Origin of the sequence: Chloroflexus sp. (genome assembly GCF_034434295.1) — a bacterium.
Lineage (GTDB): Bacteria > Chloroflexota > Chloroflexia > Chloroflexales > Chloroflexaceae > Chloroflexus.
The window spans coordinates 20,762-46,472 of record NZ_DAOTZQ010000022.1 but is presented as its reverse complement, the minus strand read 5'-3'; the positions used below and the strand labels follow the sequence as shown (position 1 = coordinate 46,472).

General features: G+C 56.3%; 21 protein-coding genes. 11 read left to right on the top strand and 10 right to left on the bottom strand.

The window, feature by feature from the left end:
- The first annotated feature begins 361 nt into the window (after positions 1–361).
- The 7 genes from VAE57_RS03850 to VAE57_RS03820 all read left to right on the top strand — a co-directional run bounded on the left by VAE57_RS03850 (position 362) and on the right by VAE57_RS03820 (position 8,235).
- A complete protein-coding gene (locus tag VAE57_RS03850; RefSeq protein ID WP_322820585.1) occupies positions 362–1,447 on the top strand; it encodes a hypothetical protein in 1,086 nt (361 codons plus the stop codon).
- A gap of 85 nt (positions 1,448–1,532) precedes the next feature.
- Complete coding sequence (locus tag VAE57_RS03845; RefSeq protein WP_322820584.1) at positions 1,533–3,236, top strand: proton-conducting transporter membrane subunit; 1,704 nt, start codon at positions 1,533–1,535, stop codon at positions 3,234–3,236.
- 120 nt (positions 3,237–3,356) lie between these two features.
- Positions 3,357–4,079: a hypothetical protein gene (locus VAE57_RS03840; RefSeq protein ID WP_322820583.1), complete on the top strand. Its 723-nt coding sequence runs from the start codon at positions 3,357–3,359 to the stop codon at positions 4,077–4,079.
- Positions 4,080–4,081: 2 nt separating this feature from the next.
- Positions 4,082–5,533, top strand: a complete 1,452-nt coding sequence (locus VAE57_RS03835) for a proton-conducting transporter membrane subunit (RefSeq protein ID WP_322820582.1) — start codon at positions 4,082–4,084, stop codon at positions 5,531–5,533.
- Positions 5,534–5,555: 22 nt separating this feature from the next.
- Positions 5,556–6,380 carry a hypothetical protein gene (locus VAE57_RS03830; RefSeq protein ID WP_322820581.1) on the top strand — a complete coding sequence of 275 codons (825 nt, stop codon included), beginning with the start codon at positions 5,556–5,558 and terminating at the stop codon, positions 6,378–6,380.
- Between the two features lie 23 nt (positions 6,381–6,403).
- Complete coding sequence (locus tag VAE57_RS03825; protein ID WP_322820580.1) at positions 6,404–7,459, top strand: ABC transporter ATP-binding protein; 1,056 nt, start codon at positions 6,404–6,406, stop codon at positions 7,457–7,459.
- A complete protein-coding gene (locus tag VAE57_RS03820; RefSeq protein WP_322820579.1) occupies positions 7,456–8,235 on the top strand; it encodes a hypothetical protein in 780 nt (259 codons plus the stop codon). The genes VAE57_RS03825 and VAE57_RS03820 overlap by 4 nt, the downstream gene beginning before the upstream one ends.
- Here the strand turns inward: VAE57_RS03820 and VAE57_RS03815 are convergent.
- On the bottom strand, positions 8,222–10,021 hold the full coding sequence (locus tag VAE57_RS03815) for a peptidoglycan DD-metalloendopeptidase family protein (RefSeq protein ID WP_322820578.1): 1,800 nt from the start codon (positions 10,019–10,021) through the stop codon (positions 8,222–8,224). The genes VAE57_RS03820 and VAE57_RS03815 overlap by 14 nt on opposite strands.
- An 800-nt stretch (positions 10,022–10,821) precedes the next feature.
- On the opposite strand from VAE57_RS03815, the gene VAE57_RS03810 reads away from it, so the two are divergent.
- The 3 genes from VAE57_RS03810 (at position 10,822) to VAE57_RS03800 (ending at position 14,845) form a co-directional block, all read left to right on the top strand.
- On the top strand, positions 10,822–12,333 hold the full coding sequence (locus VAE57_RS03810) for an arginine decarboxylase (RefSeq protein WP_322820577.1): 1,512 nt from the start codon (positions 10,822–10,824) through the stop codon (positions 12,331–12,333).
- Positions 12,334–12,900: 567 nt separating this feature from the next.
- Positions 12,901–13,737, top strand: a complete 837-nt coding sequence (locus tag VAE57_RS03805) for a PIG-L deacetylase family protein (protein ID WP_322820576.1) — start codon at positions 12,901–12,903, stop codon at positions 13,735–13,737.
- A 61-nt stretch (positions 13,738–13,798) separates the two neighbouring features.
- The gene (locus VAE57_RS03800) at positions 13,799–14,845 is read left to right on the top strand and encodes a zinc-dependent alcohol dehydrogenase family protein (RefSeq protein WP_322820575.1); all 1,047 of its coding nucleotides are present in this window, start codon (positions 13,799–13,801) and stop codon (positions 14,843–14,845) included.
- Here the strand turns inward: VAE57_RS03800 and VAE57_RS03795 are convergent.
- The 7 genes from VAE57_RS03795 to gmd form a co-directional block, all read right to left on the bottom strand.
- On the bottom strand, positions 14,842–15,699 hold the full coding sequence (locus tag VAE57_RS03795; protein ID WP_322820574.1) for an SDR family oxidoreductase: 858 nt from the start codon (positions 15,697–15,699) through the stop codon (positions 14,842–14,844). The two genes, VAE57_RS03800 and VAE57_RS03795, sit on opposite strands and share 4 nt — an antisense overlap.
- Positions 15,700–15,710: 11 nt before the next feature.
- Positions 15,711–16,445 (bottom strand): ribonuclease III, encoded by a 735-nt coding sequence (gene rnc, locus VAE57_RS03790; protein ID WP_322820573.1) that lies wholly within the window; start codon positions 16,443–16,445, stop codon positions 15,711–15,713.
- A 5-nt stretch (positions 16,446–16,450) separates the two neighbouring features.
- Positions 16,451–17,692, bottom strand: a complete 1,242-nt coding sequence (fabF, locus tag VAE57_RS03785; RefSeq protein ID WP_322820572.1) for a beta-ketoacyl-ACP synthase II — start codon at positions 17,690–17,692, stop codon at positions 16,451–16,453.
- 183 nt (positions 17,693–17,875) lie between these two features.
- Positions 17,876–18,739: a fumarylacetoacetate hydrolase family protein gene (locus VAE57_RS03780; RefSeq protein ID WP_322820571.1), complete on the bottom strand. Its 864-nt coding sequence runs from the start codon at positions 18,737–18,739 to the stop codon at positions 17,876–17,878.
- 22 nt (positions 18,740–18,761) lie between these two features.
- Positions 18,762–19,856 (bottom strand): site-2 protease family protein, encoded by a 1,095-nt coding sequence (locus VAE57_RS03775; RefSeq protein WP_322820570.1) that lies wholly within the window; start codon positions 19,854–19,856, stop codon positions 18,762–18,764.
- Between the two features lie 537 nt (positions 19,857–20,393).
- Entirely contained in the window at positions 20,394–20,597 is a 204-nt protein-coding gene (locus tag VAE57_RS03770; protein ID WP_322820569.1) for a hypothetical protein, read from the bottom strand.
- Entirely contained in the window at positions 20,594–21,568 is a 975-nt protein-coding gene (gene gmd, locus VAE57_RS03765; RefSeq protein WP_322820568.1) for a GDP-mannose 4,6-dehydratase, read from the bottom strand. The genes VAE57_RS03770 and gmd overlap by 4 nt, the downstream gene beginning before the upstream one ends.
- 126 nt (positions 21,569–21,694) lie before the next feature.
- Between gmd and VAE57_RS03760 the strand changes: the two genes are divergently transcribed.
- On the top strand, positions 21,695–22,147 hold the full coding sequence (locus VAE57_RS03760; RefSeq protein WP_322820567.1) for a helix-turn-helix domain-containing protein: 453 nt from the start codon (positions 21,695–21,697) through the stop codon (positions 22,145–22,147).
- On the opposite strand, the gene sucC is transcribed toward VAE57_RS03760, so the two are convergent.
- Positions 22,142–23,284: an ADP-forming succinate--CoA ligase subunit beta gene (sucC, locus tag VAE57_RS03755; protein ID WP_322820566.1), complete on the bottom strand. Its 1,143-nt coding sequence runs from the start codon at positions 23,282–23,284 to the stop codon at positions 22,142–22,144. The genes VAE57_RS03760 and sucC overlap by 6 nt on opposite strands.
- A 618-nt stretch (positions 23,285–23,902) precedes the next feature.
- Positions 23,903–25,543: a CTP synthase gene (locus tag VAE57_RS03750; RefSeq protein ID WP_322820565.1), complete on the bottom strand. Its 1,641-nt coding sequence runs from the start codon at positions 25,541–25,543 to the stop codon at positions 23,903–23,905.
- Positions 25,544–25,711: the final 168 nt, after the last annotated feature.

Here is a 25,711-nt window from a genome sequence, read left to right as displayed (position 1 = left end):
CCCGCGCCAGATCGTGAGCACGGCGGCTGTGGCAGCATGGCTGCCGCACGCCAAACCTTGCGACGCACGCATGACGAGCGGGCACGGCACCCAATCCGGTGTATGGTGCACCGTAGATTGCCGTCAGCACTGCTCTCTTCCATACCGACGGGCCGCCATCCTCCTGCGAGCAGGTCGATGCGACGGGTGGATATCCAGAATGTAAGGGCGGACGTGCCTCCCTACCACCCATTGCATGGAAACCGGACTTCCCTACCCCAAACGCCGTGATCCAGGTATACCGATGTGTGTCCGGCTTACCTGCTGGCATATCACATAAGACGTGCGTGGTATAATGCGCCGCGACAGAAAAGGAGGTTGCTTGAAGTACCAACTGACACTCCATCCGGTTGCAGGAGCCTGGCACAGCGAACGCCTGACACTGACGATTCAGGGTGAGCGCATTGTTGATGTTGAATATCGCCCTTCGGTCGGTGATGGTGCGTATGCCCAACGCCTGATACAAGGGGGGATAACAAGCGCATTACAGGCTGCGCGTCAGGTTTGCCCACATTGCCATGTGGCCCACACCCTGGCATTCAGCCTGGCTATCGAGCAACTCGCCGGCGTCACCGCACCGCTCCGTGCGCAGGCGGTGCGCGTTATGCTGGCCGAACTGGAACGTGCAACCTCTCACATCAATACGCTGGCGGCACTGGCAACTGCGCTCGGCCTGACCGATGCGGCCCGGCTCAGTCGGTTAACGACCCGTTTGGGCTTGATCGCGCTGAAACTCTCTGGCAATGACGAGGCCGCGCTGATTCGACCAGGCGGCCTGCTGGCTGATCCCAGTGAATCGGCACTAGCCGAAACGGCTCAGGCCATCAACGATTTATTGCCGAGGATGATAGCGATTGCCGAGCAGAGCATCCCACGCCGCTCTCTGCTGGCGCGCACGGTAGACATTGGCGTGTTGCAGTCAACCGCTGCCCGGCAGTTCGGCCTGGCCGGCCCATTGGCACGAGCGAGTGGAGTTGCTACCGATATTCGCATTCAGGAACCTTATGCTGCTTACAGCATCCTCGCCCCAGCACTGGTAACTGAGGAGGGTGGCGATGTGCATTCCAGGGCGGTGGTTCTGTTGCTCGAAGCAATAGAATCGTTGCGGCTGGTTGTCCGCTGGTTGCAGAATCTCCCGATTGGCAACGTGTATGAAGAGGTTCCGTTGGTAGCCGGCGAAGCAACGGTAACCGTTGAAGCACCGCGTGGCTCATTGCGCTATACTGTGCGTAGCGATGGTCAACGTCTGACCGGGGTAGAGATTGGTATTGCGCCGCAGCTTGATCGATTACTGGCGCGATCGCTGTTGCAGCAGGCAGCGGTTGATGATGTGATGCTGATCGCCGTTTCGACCGATCCCTGTACGGCTTGCTGGCAGGCGGCAACTTACCTGATCGGACGTAATTAGTATCCAAAACCTGATGCCGCGTTGTAGAGCGGTATCTATGTAGCGTGTCACCCGGTGGTGTACCGGGTTGTTATACCGAGGATGCATGGGTCTTATCGCTAGCTTTATCAGCCTGATCACAGGTACCGTGTTCTGTTTTGGGCTGGCCCAGATTGGTATTACCCGCCGTCTGGCCTTGCTGGCCGCTCTGGCAACCGGCCTGGCAGCTATTGGTGTCATCGCCAATCCGCTCGAAACAACCCCGGCAGAACCGTTATCGAGCATCGGTGCATTATCGCTCATGCTGCCGGCAGCGCCCGATCTGAGTGAACGAGCAATCGCGGTCGTATTACTGGTTGGAGGCACCCTTGGCTTACTGGCCCTGGCCGTCGTTGTACCGCCGGAGGTAGAGGGATTTGGTGCACTGTTCGGCTGGCTCTTGCTGGCCCTGACTGCCGCCCTGATCAGCTTAACCATCCCACCACTCAGCTTTCTAACCCCTTTGAGCTGGACACTGGCGGTGATTGCCGCTCATGGAGGGCTGATTGCCGCCGGCGTTGATCCGACACCCAATCAGCTACCGCCCCATTTGATTGCCGGCGGGCTGGCCGTTGTCGCTGTGACAGGTCTGGTTGCGGCGAGCGCCATGGTACCACCAGACACGCTACCACCAACTACGCTGGTCGGACTGGCGCTATTCGGTGCATTGGCTTTGGCCGGCGCACCTCCCTTTGGCGGTGCACGCAGCGCCTTTACCACGGCACCGGCACTGGTGGCTGCACTCATAAGCGGACTGACCCTGCCCACTGTTGGGCTTGGCTTTGTTGTTCGTCTCTTACCACAACTACCGCCATTACCGGCATCGACCGGTTTCATCATGGCTGCTGTTGGCGCATTTGGAGCGATGGGGGCAGCATTCAACGCGCTCAATGCGCAGTCCGGTCGCGAGCTGGTCACTCGCCACGGAATGTTGCAGGCAGGGGTTGTCGTATGCGCGGCGGCCCTTAATGAACCGTTAGCCGGCCTGGCCGCACCAGCCCTGTTGTTGTCGATCCAGATGCACGCCGTGACCGGCGGATTAGTAAATGCTGCGATTGAACGACTGCAAGGTTCCGACCTGCTCGATGGCAAACAACCGACATCACAACTACCGTTCATTGGCCTGATCTGGCTGATAACAACGGCAACTGCAACCGGTCTACCGCTGACCTGGAGTTTTTGGGGATGGCGCTGGCTGATAGAGGCCGCCACCAATCATCACGTGTGGGTTATTGGCCCTTTAATGACTGCGGCAGTGATCGGTTTTGCCGCCGGATTGCCACTACTCATTCGTTGCTGGCAAGGGAAAACACCGGTTTATACACATTGGCCAGAGGGGATGCTAAGCCTGCCGATCCTGATTCCTTTGATCCTGGCCGGGTTTGTGCCCTGGCTGGCCTGGCCACTCTGGCTGAGCTGGTCACCGTTCGCCCCGCCGGTAATACCTGCCGAACCACTTGCCTGGCCTTTCATCGGCACGGCCATCGCGACCGGCATCGTAAGCTGGTTCCTGTTACACAAGGCCAATCCCTACCAGACAGAGCGTGTGCTCGAAGACCCGGCAGTCAGTCCAACCTGGCAAGGTATGGGCGAATTCTTGCAGGGCCTGAGCGAGCTGGCCGATGCCCGTCAGCTATTGAGCCTGCTCGGTCGTGGGATCGACCGAGTAAGCAGCTCGCTCCATACCGTTATGATCATCTTTGAGCAACGGTATTATCTATTTGGGGTGATGATTGGTCTACTGGCAATCCTGTTTCTGATGGCGCAATAGCAACCCGGTAGCAAGACACGGCCCGGATAGGCGAAGAGCAACCTTCACGTACTCAAAATAAAACCTGTTGCAGCTTGTTCAGATAGACGTCAAGATTGGATTGGTCAAGGACAACATTGTATGACGATAGACCCCTGGATTATCGTGATCGGTATCTCAGCCGGCGGCATCCTACTGTTACGCGACTGGCGCCTGACTATTGGGTTGCTGTTGCTCAACTATTTTGGTCTGGCCGGCCTGCTCAACGAACAGCCGTTCATCGCGACCGATTTCACCCCCTTGAACGTTAGCTCGCTGGCATTGAGCAAGATGGTGACCGGGGTTTGTGCTGCGCTTATCCTGGCCGTTACAGCACTGACCTTTTCGCGCGACTACGGCCTGGAAAACCTCGATGAATTCGGGCAGGCCGAGTTGCGACGTGCGTTACGTGCCGCGACACGGCAGCGTTCAACCGAATCGACCCGCCTGAATGAATATCTCCTGCCGTTCTTATCGGGGGTTGCCGGATTGACTGCCAGCCTGATGTTGCCCATCATCTACCCGATTGCCCCCAGTCCCAATCTCGATTTTGCCTGGTACTGGCTGGTTCTCAGTGGCGTGCTGGCAATGGCAACCGCAAACGATGTGTTGAAGATCGGCCTGGGGATGCTTCTCTGCACGAGTGGCATCGATCTGTTGTACAGTTCGGTTATCAGTGCCCCAACCGCAAGCGGACTAAAGATCATGCCACTCTTGCTCCTCAGTATTGTGCAGATACTGCTGGCGCTGGCCATTGCCTACCTGGCCGGATTAGTCTACGGGCGGTTGAAGACGCTTACGATCAGTGAGCTATACCGCGGATAACTATGCTATACCTGCTGCTCATCTTCTTTCCGATTAGTATGGCGTTTAGCACCTTTCTGCTACGCCGCATGCCACGAATTGCCGTCGGTTTGGGCATTGGCACGCTGATAGTTGAACTATTGCTCGCGGTACAGGTACGAGTCGATGATCCGGTGCGGATTTTCGGCGTTACCATGCTACTCAGCCCATTGCACCAGATTTTTCTATTTCTCTTTCTGGGCATAGGGATTGTGGTGCTGATTGCGGCATGGGTATTTCCACACGGTGAGAACTTCAGCGCAATCGGCCTGCTCATCATCGCCCAAACCGTCGCCATCCTGCTCATGCAAGACTCGTTTGTGACGGCTTTGATGCTGGTTGCAATCGCGCTCACTGCGGTGCTGGCAATTGTCGATCTGCCGGTTGGGGCAGGTGTACTGGTAAGCAGGCAAATATTGGCAGCCGCGTTGAAGTATCTGGTGTTAATGGTAGTTGCCGGCATCCTGCTCTACACCGCCTACGTGCTCACCGATCTGTTCCGACCGGGCGAACTACCAGGTCGAATTTCACCGGCTCGCTTTATCCTGGCGTTGCTCGCAGCCGGTTTTGCCCTCCGTATGGCGCTCGTACCCTTCCACGCCTGGCTGGTCGATCTCATCACCTATGCCGGTTCACTGGCGTCAGTGTTGATCATTGCTTTACCGGTGCCGGCCAGTTTGCTCGTTTTCCTACTCACACTGCAAAGCTACCCCACCTTGCTCTTTGAAGGCGGGCAGGACCTGACTGTGCTACGCATTGGAGCCGCGTTCAGCGCCTTACTGAGCAGTGCGCTGGCGCTTACCGCTGCTTCACTGCGCCAACGGCTGGCCTATCTGATTGCCGGCCATTGCGGTGTTATTTTCTACAGTTTTGCATCTCTGTCACTCATTGGGCTAAGCGGAGCCGTCTTCGGTGCAATCAATATCGCGCTGGCCATCACAACGGTACTTATCAGTCTGACCATGCTTGAGCATGCGATTGGCGGTGGCACCAGCGAGCCGTACAACGACCTGATCTGGCAGCGCCCGGTTGCCGGTGCAGGCTTACTGGCAGGCGGACTGGCATTAACGGGATGGTTGCCATCACCAGGCGGAAGCGCGTACCTGCTGGCGCTTCAGGCTGCGGCTGACGCCGGTCTGGGCGAGGTATTCATTCTGGTAGCGGCAATGAGCCTGGCGACACTGACCCTGATCCAACTGACCGTCCAGTACCTGATCGGGTCTCGTAGTAAGGTTGCCGAAGTCGAGCCGCGTCTGCTGGGTGAAACTGAGGTCGACCGTCCTCCTCCGGTTCGGCTCTCACCAGAGCCGTGGACTGCCAGATGGCTGATTATTGGATTGATAGCAGCTATGCTGATGATTGGGATGACCCCGCAAACATTACTGGCCACGATTGAAGCCGCCGTGCGCAGCCTGGCAGCACTGAGTGCGGTATAACCGGTGGTCATGGGAGGCGAAATTGACAACTGACGTAGTTGTAGCCGGATTGGTTGCACTTTTGCTGTATCCGGGTATATTATTTGCAATAGGGTTAAGTATCGGTTATCGGATTCTATCCGGTCGGCCACTGCCATTTCCCGGAAAAATGATCGTCAGTCCTGATCTGACCGGCGGTCTGGGGGTGACATCGCTGGCGTTGATCGGTGGAGGACTGGCCGGTTTGACCTGGCCAGGGCACCCGTGGTCATTACCGTTCGGTTGGATCAGCAGCTGGGCATTGTTTGAACTGGCTGCATGGTTACCATTGTTGCCGGCCCTGATGGCAGGTGCACCTCGTACAGTCCGTGCTGCACTACGGGAAGCGCAAATCGGCATGCTGGCACGGGCGATACTGTGGGGAAGTATTGCCACCGGTCTGGCAGCCGCCGACAATCTCAATGGCTGGTCACTGAGCGGACACGGCTGCATACTACTAAGTGCTCTCCTGAGCCTGCCAGCAGCCATCAACTGGGGACCATTCGGCCCTGAACCATCACTTGGCCCGCAGGGGATCACGGAAGGTCTTTCCACCCGGTCAGCAACAACGCTGACGTTCACTCGTGACACCCTGGCTGCGGCACTCATTGCCGCCATCTGGCTGGCCAGTTTACCGATAGCAGTGCTACCGGTGTGGCTGGGTCTCTTGGTGATCGGTATTGGGAGTATCATCACCACCCTGGGACTACGGTGGCTCAACGGACGCTTTCCACGCTTTAGCGTGCCAGCCGCTCTGCGGGTCACCCTCATTGGGGCAGGTAGCCTGGCCGGACTGGCCCTGGTAGCCATATCTGTGGGACAAATGTAGCTACCTAATTGGAGATCAACTTCATGACCGATGTCATCGTTGTCGAAGGACTTACCAAAAGCTACGGTCATGTCTCGGTCTTGCGCGGTGTTCATCTGCGGGTTGCAGCAGGTGAAGTATACGGCTTGCTAGGGCCGAATGGCGCTGGCAAATCAACGCTTATCCATCTGTTACTTGGTTTTTTACACCCCGACAGCGGACGGATTCGCGTACTGGGAAGCGCTGATCTCGAAGCACAGCGTCGGCAGGTTGGCTACATCCCCGAACGGCAGCGTTATCACAACTACTACACGCCGCGCGAATACCTTACCTTCCTCGGTCGTTTCGATGGCATGCCGGAAACCATCTTACACAAGCGGATCGATGAGTTACTAGAGCTAACCGGCTTAACCACTGTTGCCAACCGCTACCTGCGCACCCTCTCGAAAGGCATGATTCAACGGTTGGGCATTGCCCAGGCCCTGCTTACCGATCCCGATCTTTTGCTGATCGATGAACCAACCAGCGGCCTGGATCTCGACGGTCAGAAAGAATTACTCGTCTTGCTGAACGATGTTCGCCAGCGCGGGCACACCGTCTTGCTCTGTACCTACCGCCTCGCTGAAGTTGAATATCTCTGCGACCGGGTCGGTATTTTGACCAATGGTAAGGTTGCGCTCGAGGTGAATGTTGCCGATGTACGACACATGACCGGCAGTATGGTCGTCCAAACCGGACCACTCGACCTACCATTACGCCAGCGATTAGAGATGATCGGACGCGAGATCCGCTGTGACGAACAGGCGGTTGTGATCAGTCCGCACTCGCCTGAATTACAGGCAAAAGTTCTTCAGGTCTTGATCGAAGCGAATGTAACAATCCGGGCGCTAGAGCCACAGTTGAGTCGTCTGGCACAGATCTATATGCGTACAGTGCGTGGTGAACCGGCGAATAACCTGCTGGTTACTGACCAGTCACCGCTACGTGCTGTCCTGAACGAGGCCATCAATCCACTACCAACTGACGATATTGATCCGCTCTTGAAACGATTACTGCAACGGAGAGAGGGCGACTCCAGACAAAAGGATGGCAACCAATGATCCGAACCGGTAAACAAGCTATACTCCTGGCCGGCTTCACTCTACTTGAGTATTTGCGATCTGGCCGGTTCTTTCTTGAATTGAGCATCGTGATTGCCGGTTATGTTGCATTCCTACGCCCCACCGGCACCCCAATGAATGCCGGATATCTGTTTACTGTGGCGGGTATCATGGGGCCAGTCCTGGCCATTCTGAGTACCGGTTTTATGATCGGCTTAGGTGATCGCCCCCAAGGCTATATCGTCCTGTCGCACAACGTCAGCCGTGGTGCGTATCTGATTGGGCTATTCTACGCTGCCTGTCTTGTTGTGCTGATAATGTATGGAATACTCTGCCTGCTGGTAGCAGTAACAAATAGAGTGGTGGACCTCAATCTCATCGGTTGGCTCCTGGCCAGCTTACCACTTGTTCTCAATATCGGGTTGTTCTCCGCCCTGACGTTCTTACTTTCGCCTCTGGTGTTGGGTACTGGCTGGCGTTTGTTCGTGCTGGCCCTGATTGCATTGGCACTATCGAGCAACGTGATCGGCGGCCCAATCATCAATCAACTCGAGGAGATCAATCCCTTGTTGGTTACCATCTTACGCGCCGTACAAACCGTGTTGAGCGGGCCACTGGTTCCAATCTTTTACGGCTACCAGATTAGCATCAGCGGTAGTTTCAGTGAGGTCTCGGTCTGGGCTAACCTGGTCGCGCAGAGTTCACTCTTACTGGCATTTCTAGGACTGGCCCGCTATGCGCTTAACCAGCGTGACATGATCTTCAGCGTGTCGTAGCATCAGTCACCGGCACGAACGCCACCGCGTCAGCCCAGATACCACGTCGGCGATCACCGGCAATGGTACCGGTCGCAACCAGCGGTGAGGACGCCGGGTCAAAGGTATAGACCCCCAAATCTGCCCACCAGTTGCGTTCGGCTTCCAGATCAACGGTCACCACTGTCTCACCGTCTTGATGACGAATGAGAAAGCGGGCTTCACGCGAGTCGTCATAGCCGTTAAGGGCAAACGGTACGTATGCCAGCACCCGGTATTGCCCGCCGGTCGGAAGCACTGGTTGCCAGACAGCCACCAGGGGGGCCGTGAAATCGCTGAAGCGCCAGGGACGAGCGATGCTGGGGGTTAACGTTGATGGAGCAAAGCGGGCACCACCGGCGTAGCCCATATCAATCACCTGCCAGTCACCACTCAGCAAAAAGCCGGGATCGCGATCATCAACCACGACCACACCCGGCGGCGGTGGCGCACAAGGTGATGGCATATCGGCCCACAGCCAGACACTGATCTGACCAACCGGATTCAGCGCCCATGGATCGGGGTCGGTACCACACCAGCCATACGGATCGACATCACGTCCAAGATACTGCACCTGCAAGTGGAGATGCGCACCACGGGCACAGCCGGTATCGCCGGCAACCCCGATCACTGCCCCCCGCTCCACCATCGTCCCAACTGTTACACTCACCCGTGCCAGATGCCAGTAGAGCGTGCGATAGCCATTACCGTGTTCGATAATCACTGCCCCGGCGGGCGTTGCACAGCCATCATCAGAATAGCCGGCAAACACGACCTGACCGGGTGCCGCAGCCAATACCCGATCTGGAGGTCCCATCGCATAATCCCAACCGGTATGACCATCGTAGGCGAACGCCCGGTCAGTTTCAGCACGCCCCCAAAAGGTATGCAGAGAGCCATTCGTGCGGAGAAAAGGGGTATCGTGATCGAAAAAGGAGGTAACCGGGAAATTTCGTTCAGTCGGACGGGTGAGAAACGGTTCAGCGGGTGGCGGCCAATCGGTTGGCTCCAGCCGTGGATCGAGGTCAAACAGACGCTGGTAGGTCGGTGCAACGACTACGAGCAGTGCTTCGAGACGGTTGGAAGTCGTTGTCGGTGCCAACGCTCGACTAAGCACATAGCGACTCAGATCCGTACCAGGCGGGAGCGCCAGAGTGCTCCCATCGGCAAACGTGAGCGGAGGCAAAGCCATCGGCCCCAGCAATGCATAGTCGCGCAAGGCAGCCCGTAGTTCGCGGGTCAGCCAGCGTAACTGTGCAAACAGACCACGCCGGTTACCATTCTCGCCCTGAAACCCAGCGGCCCAGGCCATCTGATCACTACTTGGGTTAGGTGTGCTGAGGATACCACTCTGCACATCCATGAGACTCAACAGTAATCGCGGACTGACACTGTAGAGATTGCTCAGCGACACCAGAACATCGGTAAACGAATGGCTGCGACCGCCAATAGTGGTACGCAGCGTTGCCAGCGGACTCTGGCGCGCCTCCAGAAATGCCTGAATCTCCGGTCCGCTGAAATTGTGGTCGTAGCTGAGCCGTTGTGGATCGAAGAGGGGATGCACGGCGGGTTGCGGTGTGACCGTCGGTGCTGGCGTTGGTGTTGCTAACGGTGTCGCGGTTGGTACCGGGGTGGCTGAGGCAGCGGTCGGCACCTGATTGACAACAGTCGGCGTGATCACCGACTGCGGTGTATTTGTCGGCGGAGGCGGCAGCGGAGCCGCACATGCAGTTAGCACGATAGCGAGGGTAAGTAACAGGTAGCGCATAGCAGCATTATAGCAAGAGTTTGGTGAGACGTTGGAAAGAGAGGCGAGGCGTGTCTGGCAAGACGAACCCCTGCTGAGCCAGTGATGGGAGATGCACCTCAGAGACACAGAGGGCACAGAGACGTGAACCGCCGGCTCTTATTTACGTCTACCACAGCCGGAAGCCATGGTGCATGCATCGATGGGCTTCCCGGTGTGAGAGATGCGCCACAACGACACGGAGGGAGCCGAGGCTTGCAGCGTATCTGCTCAAGATTTAAGCCCGTTACCCTATTGACGATTACCCCTGATAGATGTATAATGCGCACTCGGTCGAGCCAATCGACCATGTCATTCGCGCCCCCCGTTACGTTCGGGTTACGGGTTTCGCGTTTCGGGAAGGCACCCGACACACGTAACACGCAACACCGAACGCCGAGCGGAAATCGTCGTCACGGCACGCTGATGCCCCGTGGAGAAGACGACGTCGGGCGGGCTAGTGTGAGGCAGTATGGACGGCGCATACAATTTACGCGCGATTCAGCGCTCCCCAAACTGCACACCTGTACGCCGTGCGTCGGTAGGTTCCGCCTGCTAGACGTGCGCGAGTGACGCTGCGCGTTCTCGCTTCTCCGGCCGCTGCATCAGGTGCAGGGCCTTTTTTCATCCCCTGACGCTGAATCGCTATGCTCACGGCAATCTAGTGCCTGTCACGACCATTGCCGGTGTTCGCTCGTGATCTTGCCCGCTTCTGGTGGGGTAGGTCTTATTTTGCCCTGGTTTCGTGGTGCGGGTTGCTCCCGCGGTATGAATGGAGGAATGTGGTACAGTTGAAGACGCTAACCTTTGCCGACTTGATTGCACAGCAGACCGGCTTTGCCGGTGAGGGCCGCCTGACCGATTTCGTGAGCCGTTACGACGGCGACCTCTACTTTGGTGATCGTCTCAACTTGAACCGACTGGTACGCCAACACGGTGCACCGCTCGAAGTCGTATACACACCGCAAATTACTGCACAAATTCAACGCATGATCGGCTGGGCCGCGCAGGCTCGTGCCGCTACCGAATACGCAGCCCCCTTCCATTACGCCTATGCGACCAAGGCTAACTTTGCTGCCGAGGCGGTGCAAACGGCGTTGGCGGCTGGTGCCCATTATGAAACCTCGGCGACTGCCGACCTGATCATTGCCCATGGTCTCTGGCGTCAGGGTATCCTGCCACCTGATCGACTGATCTGTTGCAATGGCTCAAAAGAGCCGGCCTACCGCAACGCGATTCGGCAATTGCGTCTCGACGGTTGCGAGACGGTGATACCCGTCCTCGATGATCTTAGTGAACTGCACGATCTGATCACAACGCCAGCACCCTTACAATTTGGTGTGCGTGAGCGTGCTGCCGGAAATCGGGATGGCCGACACCCCGGCAATGATCGTTTTGGCCTGACGATGGTCGAGATCGAACAGGCTGCCGATCTGATTGCAACGACCGAACACCGGCTTGTGCTGTACCACGCTATGATCGGCAGCCAGATCGAAGACGAAGGGCACTTCCTGACCACCCTGCGGGCTTCGATTGAAAACTATTGTCGTCTACGCCGCCGGGTACCAACCTTGCGCTACTTCAATTTTGGCGGTGGTGTACCAACTGCCGGGTATCAGTTGACGTTCAACTTCGATTACCAGCGTTTTCTTGCCCGGCTGATGGCAACGGTTCGTGATCTATGTGCCGAATACGATGTACCAGCGCCGGAGTTAATCGGTGAATTTGGCCGTTACACCGTCGCCACCCACAGCGCCTATCTGGTTGAGGTGGGTGCCGTGAAAGCGGGACAACCCGATCAACCGGACTGGTATTTGATCAATGGCTCACTGATGGTCATGTTGCCGGACACCCTTTTCGTCAGTGGGCAGGAATTTGTCATCCTGCCGCTTAGTGACTGGCATCGACCAGTTCGTCCGGTACGGCTTGCCGGTCGGCGCACATGCGACAGCGATGACATCTATCCACGACCGGAACAGCCGCCATTGTGGTTGCCGGAGACTGATGGTGGTTTGGTCCTGGCCATTTTCGGCATTGGTGCATACCAGCAGATGATTTCTGGCCGTGGTGGTGCTCACCACTGTCTGACGCCCGAAGCAGCTCGCTTCATCGTTGAAGAGCGTGATGGGCGTCTCAGTTCACGGCTGGTGCCACAGCAGGATCAGGCGACCATTATGCGCTTGCTCGGTTATCGTCCGCAGCCGACAGCACTGCCGTTGCCATTCCGTCAGTCGGCCCGCCCGGCAGTACTCGCCACTCGCCGGCGTACCCGTGAGCGAATGGTATCGATGTGAGCTAAGGCGAAACAATGAGGACAGGTGGCCCATAGAGGCCACCTGTTGGTTTTGAGTACAGTATCACTTCGGTTGACAAACCTGTCATCCTTAATTTAGAAATTTTGTCAGTAACATAACAAATCCAATCAGGTAGACAGCAACTCCAGTTACGGGAACACATCAGAATCCAGCCTTCAGACATTCTTAGAGCAGAGATGTGCGAGAGCAGGGTACAACGAACGAATGGCAACTGATGCAACACCTGCTAACGAAGAACCGGTCATTCAGCAAAATCTCAATAAGGCTGGACGTGATTTTGGTCTTACATATTACACCGGCAGTATTGGTACAACTGTTCTGTCACCATCTAGCCCTGACACGAGGCGTCGATCCGATGCATCCCCGCGGGTTACCAAAAATACCATGCACCCACAGATATGATAAGCCTGAACAGACACCTGCCTGATTGCAACTTATTCATCGTCGGCTCATGATGAAACCGCTGAAAGAACGAAAGCGTCTATCATGCGCAGCAGCTTATCAGCTATGCTGTCAGCATTTCAGGCATGAAAGGTCATTTCAGCCATGATTGTCTCGCATCTCGCTGATCTTCAACGTTCGTATCACCATATTGTGCTTTCACCTCATCTCGATGATGCTGCCCTCTCCTGTGGCGGTTCGCTGGCCGCCGCAGTGGCTGCCGGCGAACCGGTGTTGGTGGTGACGATCTGTACCGCAACGCCCCCCACTGATATGCAGTTTAGTGCGCTGGCCCAACAATTTCATGCTGATTGGGGGTTGTCACCGACGATGGTGATGCAAACCCGCTACCGCGAAGAGGAGACAGCGCTGTCGATATTGGGAGCCGATGGGTTGTGGGGCGGTGCACTTGATGCCATCTACCGCATGCCAGAGGTGTACAATAGTCGTGCAGCCCTCTTCGGCGAGCCGATTGCTGGTGATCCGCTGTTCACCACCCTTCACGATCTGTGTCACCAGCTTCGCCACCGCTTTCCCCACGCTACCGTCTATGCACCACTGGGTGTGGGGAATCACGTCGATCACCAATTGACCTGTCTGGCTGCGGCGACGATAGAGGGTCCGGTGATGTGGTACGAGGATTTTCCCTACGTAGTACGCCCCGGTGCGCTTGAACAACGACTGGAAACCCTCGATTGGCCATTACGTCCACTGGTTCGGACTATTGACGAACGAATGACGACACGTCTGGCTGCTATTACGGCGTATGCCAGTCAACTGGCCAAACTGAGCCGCAGCCAGTTAGGCCATCCAGTCTCGAATAGTGAGGCGGTTGATGTGATGGCCGATGCCGTGCGCACGTATGCCCGGCAGGTTGCACCGCCGGGTACGCTCTACGGTGAACGCTTTTGGGTACGTAGTGGCGACTGTCGGTATACATAGCAAGATGTGCTAGCATGGGTGAGAGCGAACAAACATTCACCTGCTACGTAAGGAGACTCCCATGCGCGCCGTCTATTATGAAGCGTTTGGTCAGATGCCATGGATCGCCAATCTGCCCGATCCAGCCCCAACGCCAGATGGTGTCGTGCTCGCAGTACACGCTACCGGCCTGTGTCGCAGCGACTGGCATGGCTGGATGGGGCATGATCCCGATATTAAGCTGCCGCATGTGCCAGGGCACGAACTGGCCGGCGAGATCGTTGCCGTTGGATCACAGGTTCGGCGCTGGCGAATCGGTGATCGGGTTACTGTTCCCTTCGTGTGTGCCTGTGGTTTTTGCCCGCAGTGTCAGGCCGGTCAGCAACAGGTATGTGACAACCAGTTTCAACCGGGATTCACTCATTGGGGATCGTTTGCTGAATACGTTGCCATTGATCGCGCTGATCTGAATCTGGTTCACTTGCCTGCCGATATGAGCTTCACGACTGCTGCCAGTCTGGGGTGTCGCTTTGCAACCGCCTTTCGAGCCGTGGTTGATTTAGGCCAGGTACATGCAGGGGAGTGGGTCGCGGTCTATGGGTGTGGCGGTGTTGGTCTCTCGGCGATAATGTTAGCCTCTGCCCTTGGAGGACAGGTGATCGGGATCGATATTAACCCGGAACGGCTGGCATTGGCCCAGACGGTAGGCGCAACGGCAGTGATTGACGCTACCACCGAACCGGACGTGGTAAGCGTGGTTCGCGATCTCAGTCGCGGTGGCGTACACCTCGCGATAGATGCGTTGGGCAGTCCCACGACCTGCGCCAACGCCATTGCCAGTCTGCGGAAGCGCGGGCGCCACGTGCAGGTTGGGCTGCTGTTGGCTGACCAACGGATGCCTCCGTTACCGATGGATATTGTCGTCGCTCGTGAGTTGACGATTATGGGAAGCCATGGAATGCAGGCTTACCGCTATGATGCGATGCTCGATCTCATCCAGTCTGGCAAAGTACAGCCGCAACGCCTGATCGGCCGCACGATTAGCCTGAGTGAAGCACCAGCGGCCCTGGTCGATCTCGATAGTTTCCGTGGTTCTGGAGTGACGGTGATTACAGAGTTTCAGGGTTAGCGCCGACCGAGCGACTGTAACACCTCGCGTGCTCCTCGCAGACGATAACCGAACTGACGCGCCCGGCTGATGTCGAGCGCACAGTTGCGTGGCCGTGGTGTAGGACTTTCAACACTCCACGCACCACGTATGCGAGCTGGATCGAGGCCGTAAGCCTGCGCCAGCAGGCAGCCCCACTCATAGCGGCTGAGTATCTCGGCGCCGGCAAGGTTGATCACACCACGGTAATCCCGCCGCGCCAGATCGAGCAGGGCTACGGCCAGATCGTCAACAAAGATCGGACAACGGAACTCATCACGAAATAATCGTTCCGGTCGCTCTCCACGTGCCACGGCCAGGGCAAAAGCCGTATGGCGATCCATCGGCTCAAAACCATAAATGAGTGACGTGCGCACAATGGCTGCTGCCGGATACGCTGCCTGCACCAACGCTTCAGCCCGCGCTTTCGCGCGACCATAATCGGTGATTGGATTGGGCGGATCATCTTCTGTGTATGGACCGCCCTTTTCACCATCAAAAATGACATCGCTCGACATGTGGATCAGGCGGGCGCCAATCTGGGCAGCAGCCATGGCCACATGGCCGGCACCCTCCCCGGTTACCGCCATCAAGTCGGGATCGTATTGACGGAATGCGGTATGGACAATAACGGTCGGCTGCACCTCGCGGATCAATGCCATAACCGCCGCCGAGTCGCGGAGATCGAGCGGATGCCAGGTAACATCTGCTACCGATGGCGGATTCTGCGAGTGAAAGGTAGCAGCAACCTGCCCACCCAGACGACGGGCGTGACGGATCAACGCCTGCCCCAGGTACCCTGTGCCACCGGTGATCAGATACCGTTCGCCATTCATCGTGGTATGCTTCAGTTGCGCTCATCCTGAGCGTCTATGGCTGTTGCAGTGAAGCCGTGCTTATCCCAGGCCGCCAACGCCCTGCGCGCAGCCGCACGCTTGGCCTCTTTCTTGCTCGAACCAGAGCCGGTAAATTTGCGACCCGCTACAGTGACCGCCATCACATACTCGCGCTGGTGTTCAGGACCTCGCTCCTCTTCCATTGAATAGTCGGGGAGTTGTTTGAAGCGCGCCTGCATCAATTCCTGTAAGCGCGTTGTTGGATCGAGATCGATGTGAATAATCTGCTCAATCCGGGCTTGCCAGAATGGCACAATGAACGCCCGTGCCGTCTCAAGCCCCTGATCAAGGTAGATGGCCCCTACCAGCGCTTCAAACAGATCGGCTAGCAGCTTCTGGCGGCTACGACCGCTAGGGTTGTCTTCGCCTCGTGATAGATAGGCATACTGGCCTAAATTGAACTGAGCAGCACATTCGGCCAATCCCTTCGTGCTCACCAATGCGGCCCGCCAGTTGGTCAGGGTGGCCTCATCCTGGTTGGGGAAAGTCTCGAACAACCAGGTTGTGGTTACAAAATGGAGCACCGAGTCGCCGAGAAACTCTAACCGCTCATTATCGGTCAGGTGATGCAGCAGATGCGGCTGTTCGTTAAACAGCGAACGGTGCATAAATGCTGTCTGCAACAGCGTTCGATCACGAAAGGTAATCCCGATTGCCCGCTCAAGTTCGGCCAGTTGATCACTCATAGCGCCTATCCGTGGTACTTACGAAAGGCAAGACACACATTGTGTCCGCCAAAGCCAAACGAGTTGCTCAAGGCCACCTCAATCCGAGCCGGACGTGGCTGACCAGGCACAAAATCGAGATCACAGGCCGGGTCTGGTTGCTGAAGGTTGATGGTTGCCGGCAGGAGATTGTTCTGCATCGCCAGGATAGTCACGACTGCTTCGATAGCACCGGCTGCACCGAGCAGATGCCCGAACTGCGACTTGCTGGCACTCACCGGTGGTGATTTCTCACGCCCACCGAAAACCTGCTTGATAGCAGTTGCTTCAACCGGGTCACCGGCTGGGGTTGAGGTGGCGTGCGCATTGATATAATCCACATCCTCTGGTACCAGGCCACCCCGCTGCAGGGCCAGCCGAATCGCCCGTGCGACGCCTTCGCCATCCTCGGCCAGATTCGAGATATGGTAGGCATCAGATGTTGCTCCATACCCTACCACCTCGGCTAAAATGCGCGCACCACGGGCGCGAGCAAATTCAAGGTCTTCGAGGATGAGTACCGCTGCACCTTCACCCATCACAAACCCATCACGTTCGGCGTCAAAAGGTCGTGAGGCGTAGGCAAAATCTTCGTTGCGCGTCGAGAGGGCGCGCATTGCATTGAAGCCGGCTACGCCAATGGGGGTAATGCTGGCTTCACTGCCACCAACAATAATCGCCTTTGCCCATCCACGGCGAATGGTCTCTGCCGCCTCGCCGATGGCATGGGCTGAACTGGCACAGGCCGATGTTACACAATAGCTCGGCCCACGAGCACCGGTGACAATGGAAACCTGACCGGCAGCCAGGTTGGTGATCATCGCCGGAATGAGGAAGGGACTGATCCGCCCCGGCCCGCGACTGCGCAAAACGTCCAACTGCTCCGCGAGGGTGCCAATGCCACCGATCCCACTGGCAATAAAGACCCCGATCTCATCGCGATTGGCGGGTGTGATCTCAAGTTCGGCATCGCGTAACGCTTCTCTGGTAGCAGCCACCGCAAACTGCACGAAGCGGTCGGTGCGTCGTGCCTCTTTGCGATCCATATAATTCGTGGGATCGAAGCCTTTCACCTCAGCGGCAAACCGGGTATCAAAACCGGTTGGATCGAACAATGTGATCGGACCGACGCCGCTCCGCGCTGCGACGATCCCCTGCCAGAGTTCGGCTACGCTGAGACCAAGTGGGCTGATTGCCCCCATTCCGGTCACCACCACCCGTCGATCCATGATTACTCCTTAGTGTTGTATGTAATTACTAACATCGGCGCGCATTATATCACGTTGCTCACTATCTGACGACAATTGCCTGATGGCTGCACTACGCCAGGTACGTGGGTTTTCAAGCACGAATGCACAGAAAAATGCTCTGTGCATTCGTCTATCGTGAATATGGAATAGGAGCAACCTGATCTACTCGCTTACAACATTCTTCAGCACCCCAATCCCATCAATCTCGGCCTCCATCACATCACCCACCTTCAACCAGCGTTGTGGCGTCATGCCCATGCCGACCCCCGAAGGTGTACCGGTCGCAATAATATCACCCGGTTCGAGCGTCACGCCACGGCTGAAGGTAGCAATACAGGTGGGAATGTCAAAGATCATATCGTGCGTCACTGAATTCTGCACCAGCTCGCCATTGAGGCGCAGCCGAATACCGAGCGCGTGTGGGTCGGGAATCTCATCAGCGGTAACGATCCACGGCCCTAGCGGAGCACTGCCGTCGAGGCTCTTGCTGTAAAAAAACTGTTGATGGCGCGTCTGAAGATCGCGTGCGCTCACATCATTCATAATGGTATAGCCAAAGACGTAATCGAGCGCAGCACTTGCCGGAATATTCCGTCCACGCCGCCCGATGATCACCGCCAGCTCAACCTCCCAGTCGCGCTGCGCCGAGACATCAGCCATCAACGGTACCGGTGCATTGGGATGATTGACGGCCGTGGGCATCTTACTGAAGAAGACGGGGTATTCGGGCAGCTTTTCCGGCAACCCCTTCGCCCGCAACGACTCAATCGCATGAGCAGCATAATTCATCCCCAGACAGATGATGTTTTTGCGCGGGCGCGGAATTGGCGCCCGCAACTCAACCGCAGCCAGTGCCACCCCTCCTTCCGCCGTAGCGACGACCTGCTGTGCCGCAGCCAGCAACTCTGGTCCACCATCGATCAGATCGAGCATTGACGCTGCTACCGCCGACAGATCGATCACCTCATCGCCCCGCAGGGCACCAACCCGTTCAACTCCACCATACCGATAGGTTAAGAGCTTCATGTAACCTCCGTATCACCCACACTTACGGCGTCATGACCGTAATCGGAACCGGTGTAAAGACCAGGATAAATGTTAAGAGGCCAAGATACGCCAGCCAGCGCCATGGGCCTTCAAGCGGTGAAATCTCATTGCACAACGGGCTACGCTGCTGACCGATCAGCGCGACCATAACTGCCCAGATGAACCAGCCCGACCAGAGAAACCCCAGCCCCAGCAAAACGACCGCAACAACCATACTCATAATCCGTGCCGCTCGCGCACCAAACAGAGCGAAAAAGACGTGACCACCGTCAAGTTGACCGGCCGGCAGCAGGTTCAGGCCGGTCACCAGCAAACCAGCCCAACCGGCCAGAGCTACCGGATGAAGATAGACATCTTCACCGCCTGAGGGCAGGAAGCGCCCGAAGATAAGAATCTTCATTGCGGCATACAGCAATGAATTGCCTTCGGTAAAACTGCCGGGGAGCGGCACCACCTGCTTTACTTCCGAAATACTTAGTCCGATTGCCAGAACCGGAATCGCGACGACCAATCCGGCGAGTGGGCCGGCAATACCGATTGCCAGCAGTGCCCGTCGATTCGGGACGAGGTCTTTAATCGCGATGAAAGCACCCATGGTGCCGAGTAAAAAGAACGGCATCGGGATAAAGAACGGATAACTGACGGCCACACCCTCACGTCGGGCCACAATGAAATGGCCGAGTTCATGGGCAAGCAGGATTGCCAGCAACGACGCACTAAAGCTTAGAGCGTAGCCCCAGTTGAAGACGATCTGGCCGGTACTTTCGATATATTCCTGTCCGCCGACCAGCATCGTCGAAGCAATCGTCAGCACAAAGAGCAAGACCGCCAGCCAGAGTCGCGACGGCGGTGCCTTTGGCGGTTTCGGAATAAACAAAATCGCGGCCCCGATAGGATCGTGTTGAAAGAGTGGCGTATACCCAAGCGCCTGAGCACGGGCAACAATAGCATCGTGGGCTGCCTGTGCCTCCAGCAGTAACTGCCCTCGACAACGCACCGCCCGCTGATCACCGTTTACCAGTTCTTCACTGGAATGTACCAGCATCACTTCGGCGGCCAATATGCGGAGTGCAGACGTAGGATCAAAGTCGAACATAGCTGTGAGTCCTTTGCTGCGATGATGTCACTGTTCATCTTACCACAGACGCGCCTCAGCACTGTTTGCCAATTCGATGTAGCAGCTATTTTATTTGACAAGTCAGATGATCACAACAATCACACACATCATCCCCATAACGGTATAGCGACCGATGCAACGCCGTTACAGGGGGGCAGGAAGCGCTGGCACAGCCGAGGCATAGCAGCGGCTCAGGTGATGATCGTCTGGACTGTGCGCTGCTGGCGTGGTGGGGCGAGGGTATGCCGGGCCGTGGTACATCCTGGCCAACCGCGATACCATGGCAGGCGACCCGCAGTGGGATAGGCTACGGCGCAGGGATGAACAGCGACTCGCCAGTAGTATTTCAGCACGGGGATAGTGCCAGTGCCTACCGTTGAGCAAGAGTTGGTGCGAATGCAGGCAACAATAGCGTGAATCACGCTGCTGCAACCTGAGATATTCCTGTGATGAAACAAAAAACCGCTCTACCTATATCCAGGCAGAGCGGTGAATTGAGACCGGATGCGAGGTGAGTTACGAGTCAGAATGATTGACAACCGGAGGTTGCGAACGGTGCGACGAATGAGGTCGTACACCCCACAATGACTGGAGATGCTGACGCGCACCGCCAGTGCGTCGATCCAGCAACATAATAAACCGACTTGCATTTGCCAAACCCAGACGCTCAACCAATGCTGCCCATCCTTCCTCGATCAACCGAGTCTCAGCTTGATTCATCGCATCTGCTCCTTAACTAACTGTAGATCAGCCTCAACCATCATCCGCACCAGTTCAGGGAACGTAGTGCGTGGTTGCCAGCCCAGTTTTTGGCGCGCCTTACTGGCATCACCGATCAGCAAATCGACTTCAGCCGGACGCATGAAACGCTGATCGATCACCACATAATCGCGATAGTCAAGACCAACACAACGAAATGCCAGTTCACAAAACTCACGAACTGAATGGGTCTCACCGGTAGCGATCACGTAATCGTCGGGCTGATCCTGCTGCAACATCAGCCACATTGCCTCCACATAATCGCCGGCAAACCCCCAATCCCGCCGCGCTTCGAGATTACCCAGGCGTAGCTCTTCATCGAGACCGAGTTTAATCCGTGCCACGCCATACGAAATCTTGCGCGTCACAAATTCAAGACCACGACGGGGACTCTCGTGATTGAACAGAATACCCGACGTAGCGTGCATACCGTAGCTCTCACGATAGTTGACCGTGATCCAGTGGCCATAGACTTTAGCTACCCCGTAGGGGCTTCGCGGATAAAAGGGAGTCGTCTCCTTCTGGGGCACCTCCACCACTTTGCCGAACATCTCACTGCTCGACGCCTGATAAAAGCGGATTTCGGGGTCAACAATCCGTACCGCATCCAGTAAGCGGGTCACACCCAGAGCTGTCGTTTCGCCGGTGAACACAGGTTGGGGCCACGATGTCTGCACAAACGACTGCGCGGCAAGATTGTACACCTCGTGTGGGCGATGCTCGCGCAGGATATGGATCAGCGACACTTCATCGAGCAGGTCACCACTTACCAGCGTGATTTTGTCCTGAATATGCCTGATACGCTCGAAATTGACGGTGCTCGAGCGACGCACCATACCGATCACCTCATACCCCCTAGCAAGGAGGAACTCAGCAAGGTAACTGCCATCTTGACCAGTAATACCGGTGATCAACGCACGCTTTGGAGCCATACTTTTTATCCTCTCACGTTAGCAGCACAAAACCAGCACGAGCAAACGTTCTCGCACTGAGACAAACGATGCTACTATACAATGAAATGCGTTGTGTGTCTGCTAAGTGAGTTACCATGTACCCGTATGAACGAACCAATAGGACAACGGATTGCCCGCCTCCGCAATGAATTGGGCTGGACGCAGCAAGAGCTTGCCGAACGGCTTGCCATCTCGCGAGTAGCTGTATCGCATATCGAGTTGGGGCTATCAGTGCCTGGAGAGCGTACCATTACGCTATTAGCCGGTTTATTTAAGCGCGAGCCGTTGCAGCTTGTTACCGGTACCGATTACCCACCGGCACGTGCTGAGCGCTTACCGTTTGTAACCTGTCGCTATACTGAAGTCGAACTACAACTTGCGCTGTTGGCCCGTGATTGTGAGTGGATTGCGGCAGTTGGGCCAATTGCGACCGGACGAGCAGCGGCTATCCTTGACGAATGGCGTATCCGGCTCGAACGCCTCACACAGGAGACAACCGACCGGCGTGAGCTGGACTTACTTGCCGCTGCTCGCCGCAATCTTGACCGATACTTATAACTCACCGCGAGCGGCTGCTACTGCCTTCTGCGCACCCTCAGCCAGCGTTGCCGCAGGGATCAACTTCGACTCGGCCAGCAGTGCCCGTCCGGCTTCTTCATTTGTCCCCACCAGCCGGGCCACCATCGGCACATCGGTTGGCACCTCTTCAAGCGCAGCAATAATCCCGCGTGCCACCTCATCGACCCGCGTGATCCCGCCAAAGATATTAAACAACACCGCCTTAACGTTTGGATCAGAGAGAATGATCTGTAAAGCGGCTTTGACCTTCTCTTTGCCGGCACCGCCACCAATATCAAGGAAATTGGCCGGCTCGCCACCTGACAGCTTGATCACATCCATGGTGGCCATCGCCAGACCGGCACCATTGACCATACAGCCAATATTGCCATCGAGCTTAATATAGGTGATACCCGCTTCGCGGGCACGCCGCTCAGCTTCTGGCTCAGCAGAGGGATCATGCAGGGCAGCTAGATCGGGATGACGGAATAGCGCACTCTCATCGAGGAGAATTTTCGAGTCGAGAGCGAGCAGGCTGCCATCGGCCTTGACAACTAACGGATTGATCTCGACCAGTGAGGCATCACACTCAACAAAAGCTCGATACAGAGCACTGGCAATTTGCGCGAACTGACGCGCTTGCTTGCCATCATTTAAGCCAATGCGAAACGCCAGTTCCCTGGCCTGAAAATCGAGCAGACCCATTGTTGGATGGGCCGGAATCTTGATGATAGCGTCGGGGTTCGTCTTTGCTACTTCTTCAATTTCAACCCCGCCTTCAGCCGAGGCAATCATCATCACGCGCTTGCTGCCGCGATCAAGGATTGCTGAGAGATACAGCTCGCGCTTGTAGCTTACCGCTTCGGCAACCAATACCTTCTCAACCGTCAACCCCTTGATGTTCATGCCAAGAATCTGTCTGGCAACCTGCTCGGCTTCCGTTGGGGTTTGCGCCAGCTTTACGCCACCGGCTTTACCACGGCCACCAACATGTACCTGGGCTTTCACCACGACCGGGCCACCGATCTCAGCGGCGATGGTACGTGCTTCCGCCGGTGTAACTGCTACCCCGCCACCTGTCACCGGAATACCAAAACGGGCTAACAGGTCGCGAGCCTGATATTCATGCAACTTCATGCCAAATCTCCACTGCCCGCAGCAAGTTCTTTTGGTAGAAGAGAACGCCTATACTCACGGGATATCTACCATATAACTGCCGGAATAGTATCACAGGGATCGGCGAGATGTCAAACATTTTGCCTGTGCAAAATATGTGCATGAGATTGATCTTTGCTTGATCTCATGAGTTGTTGAGATGTCGAAAGATGCGACAAAATTTTTGACACCTCAATGGTTCTTGAGGTTCGCAATTCGATACTCTTTCAATTATGCCAATCCGCTTTTTCAGAATGTGCTGGCTATCCTGATGTGAGTCTGGTTTACTGTTGCCACCGCAGCACCACCGACGGTGCAGAACGTTATTCAAGCATGATCGCTACCAGCGCCTGTGTTGCATTGACTACGAATGTCCGTAGTTCGAACAGATTCGGACAAATGTACCATCCGTGACTATCTGTGGTTACCCCTCTTCATCAGGGATACGTGCGCATCATCGGCTCTTTGTTGCCACTCTCGCCGTAAGATCACTATGCGCTACGTTCACAGGAGACCGCTATAACGAACCACGCCGGGTGCGGAAGTGATACTTCCGCACCTCCAGACTGGCGCTACGTATTCGTTGTCTGTACTTCTGAACTACGACGTACTTTCCACCAGCGGCAACTGGCGCGCTTCACCGGCGAGGAGTGTCTGCGCGGCTGCCGCTACAAAGCCGCGGAAGAGCGGGTGCGGTTTGCCGGGCCGGGACTGAAATTCGGGATGGAATTGACTGGCAACGTACCAGGGATGGTCGCGAAGTTCGATGATCTCGACCAGTCGCTTATCAGGTGAGATGCCACTGATCACCAGACCGGCAGCTTCGAGCACGCTGCGATAGCGATTGTTAAACTCAAACCGATGGCGATGCCGTTCTTCCACCCGGTCGCAGCCATAAGCAGCATGCGCTCGCGTCCCCGGTACCAAATCACATGGGTACAAACCCAGCCGCATGGTGCCACCCTTTTCGGTAATGTCACGCTGGTCGGGCATCAGATCAATCACCGGATGGGCGGTCTGCGGGTTGAATTCGGTGCTGTTAACATCGTGGGTGCCAAGGACGTGGCGGGCAAAGGCGATGGTGGCGCATTGCATTCCCAGACAAAGACCCAGATAGGGGATGCCGTGAGTTCGGGCATAGTCAGCAGCCGCAATCTTGCCTTCGATCCCTCGTTCGCCGAAACCGCCCGGTACCAGTATCCCATACACTCCCGATAGCAAACGCGCCGGCCCTTCCCGTTCCACTTCCTCGGCAGCAATCCAACGAATGTCAATATCAATCGACTGTTCGAGACCGGCGTGGTGCAGTGCCTCAACAACGCTGATGTAGGCATCGTGCAGCTCGACATATTTGCCCACCAGCGCGATGGGCACCCGCCGCCTTTCCTGACGGATGCGGGCAACCAGTGTGCGCCACTCTTCGAGATCGGGTGGGGTAGCCGGTAACCCTAACCGTTCGACCAGATAATCGCCTAATCCCATATCTTCCAGCACCAGTGGTACTTCGTAGATCGAATCGACCGTTGGCACCGGAATAACGGCCCGCATGTCCACATCGGCAAAGAAGGCAATCTTCTCGCGAATCTCATCGTCAATCGGACGGTCGGCCCGGCAGAGAATGATGTCGGCACTAATCCCGACGTTGCGCAGCGCCATCACCGAGTGCTGGGTCGGTTTTGTCTTGAGTTCGCCCGTGCTAATATGTGGCAGCAAGGTCACATGAATGTAAAGGATATTGTCGCGCCCGACATCTTTGCGCATCTGGCGGATGGCTTCCAGAAACGGCAGGCTTTCAATGTCACCAACTGTACCACCAATTTCAACAATCACTACATCGGCCTGACTGCTCCTGGCCAGCGATCCGATCCGCGACTTGATCTCGTTAGTGATATGCGGAATGACCTGAATCGTTCCGCCAAGGTAATCACCCCGCCGCTCTTTCGCGATAACCGCCGAGTAGATCTGACCGGTGGTGACGTTGCTCAGCCGACTGAGATTGACATCGATGAATCGTTCATAGTGACCTAAATCGAGATCGGTTTCAGCCCCATCAGCCGTGACAAAGACCTCACCATGCTGATACGGTGACATCGTGCCAGGATCGACATTCAGGTATGGATCGAGCTTCATAACCGAAACTGAAAGGCCACGACTCTTCAGCAGGCGACCGATGGAGGCGACGCCAATGCCCTTCCCTACCGATGAAACCACACCACCTGTCACAAAAATGTACTTTGTCATAGAGCGGTACTCCCCATCTTAAAGATTTGTGGGTCGGTCAACCTTCGGGTTGAACCGACCCACACCGGTACTCGTTTCACTTGTAGCCAGGACGATTGCATGCTTCACAATCGTTGCTTATTGATGATACGAACGGTCAGATATGTCCCTGATCAAGACAGCGTTTTT

Coding starts and splice junctions, on each gene's coding strand:
- VAE57_RS03845 (WP_322820584.1), top strand. CDS start 1,533: ATGGGTCTTATCGCTAGCTTTATCAGCCTGATCACAGGTACCGTGTTC.
- VAE57_RS03840 (WP_322820583.1), top strand. CDS start 3,357: ATGACGATAGACCCCTGGATTATCGTGATCGGTATCTCAGCCGGCGGC.
- VAE57_RS03835 (WP_322820582.1), top strand. CDS start 4,082: ATGCTATACCTGCTGCTCATCTTCTTTCCGATTAGTATGGCGTTTAGC.
- VAE57_RS03825 (WP_322820580.1), top strand. CDS start 6,404: ATGACCGATGTCATCGTTGTCGAAGGACTTACCAAAAGCTACGGTCAT.
- VAE57_RS03820 (WP_322820579.1), top strand. CDS start 7,456: ATGATCCGAACCGGTAAACAAGCTATACTCCTGGCCGGCTTCACTCTA.
- VAE57_RS03815 (WP_322820578.1), bottom strand. CDS start 10,021: ATGCGCTACCTGTTACTTACCCTCGCTATCGTGCTAACTGCATGTGCG.
- VAE57_RS03805 (WP_322820576.1), top strand. CDS start 12,901: ATGATTGTCTCGCATCTCGCTGATCTTCAACGTTCGTATCACCATATT.
- VAE57_RS03800 (WP_322820575.1), top strand. CDS start 13,799: ATGCGCGCCGTCTATTATGAAGCGTTTGGTCAGATGCCATGGATCGCC.
- VAE57_RS03795 (WP_322820574.1), bottom strand. CDS start 15,699: ATGAATGGCGAACGGTATCTGATCACCGGTGGCACAGGGTACCTGGGG.
- rnc (WP_322820573.1), bottom strand. CDS start 16,445: ATGAGTGATCAACTGGCCGAACTTGAGCGGGCAATCGGGATTACCTTT.
- fabF (WP_322820572.1), bottom strand. CDS start 17,692: ATGGATCGACGGGTGGTGGTGACCGGAATGGGGGCAATCAGCCCACTT.
- VAE57_RS03780 (WP_322820571.1), bottom strand. CDS start 18,739: ATGAAGCTCTTAACCTATCGGTATGGTGGAGTTGAACGGGTTGGTGCC.
- VAE57_RS03775 (WP_322820570.1), bottom strand. CDS start 19,856: ATGTTCGACTTTGATCCTACGTCTGCACTCCGCATATTGGCCGCCGAA.
- VAE57_RS03770 (WP_322820569.1), bottom strand. CDS start 20,597: ATGAATCAAGCTGAGACTCGGTTGATCGAGGAAGGATGGGCAGCATTG.
- gmd (WP_322820568.1), bottom strand. CDS start 21,568: ATGGCTCCAAAGCGTGCGTTGATCACCGGTATTACTGGTCAAGATGGC.
- VAE57_RS03760 (WP_322820567.1), top strand. CDS start 21,695: ATGAACGAACCAATAGGACAACGGATTGCCCGCCTCCGCAATGAATTG.
- sucC (WP_322820566.1), bottom strand. CDS start 23,284: ATGAAGTTGCATGAATATCAGGCTCGCGACCTGTTAGCCCGTTTTGGT.
- VAE57_RS03750 (WP_322820565.1), bottom strand. CDS start 25,543: ATGACAAAGTACATTTTTGTGACAGGTGGTGTGGTTTCATCGGTAGGG.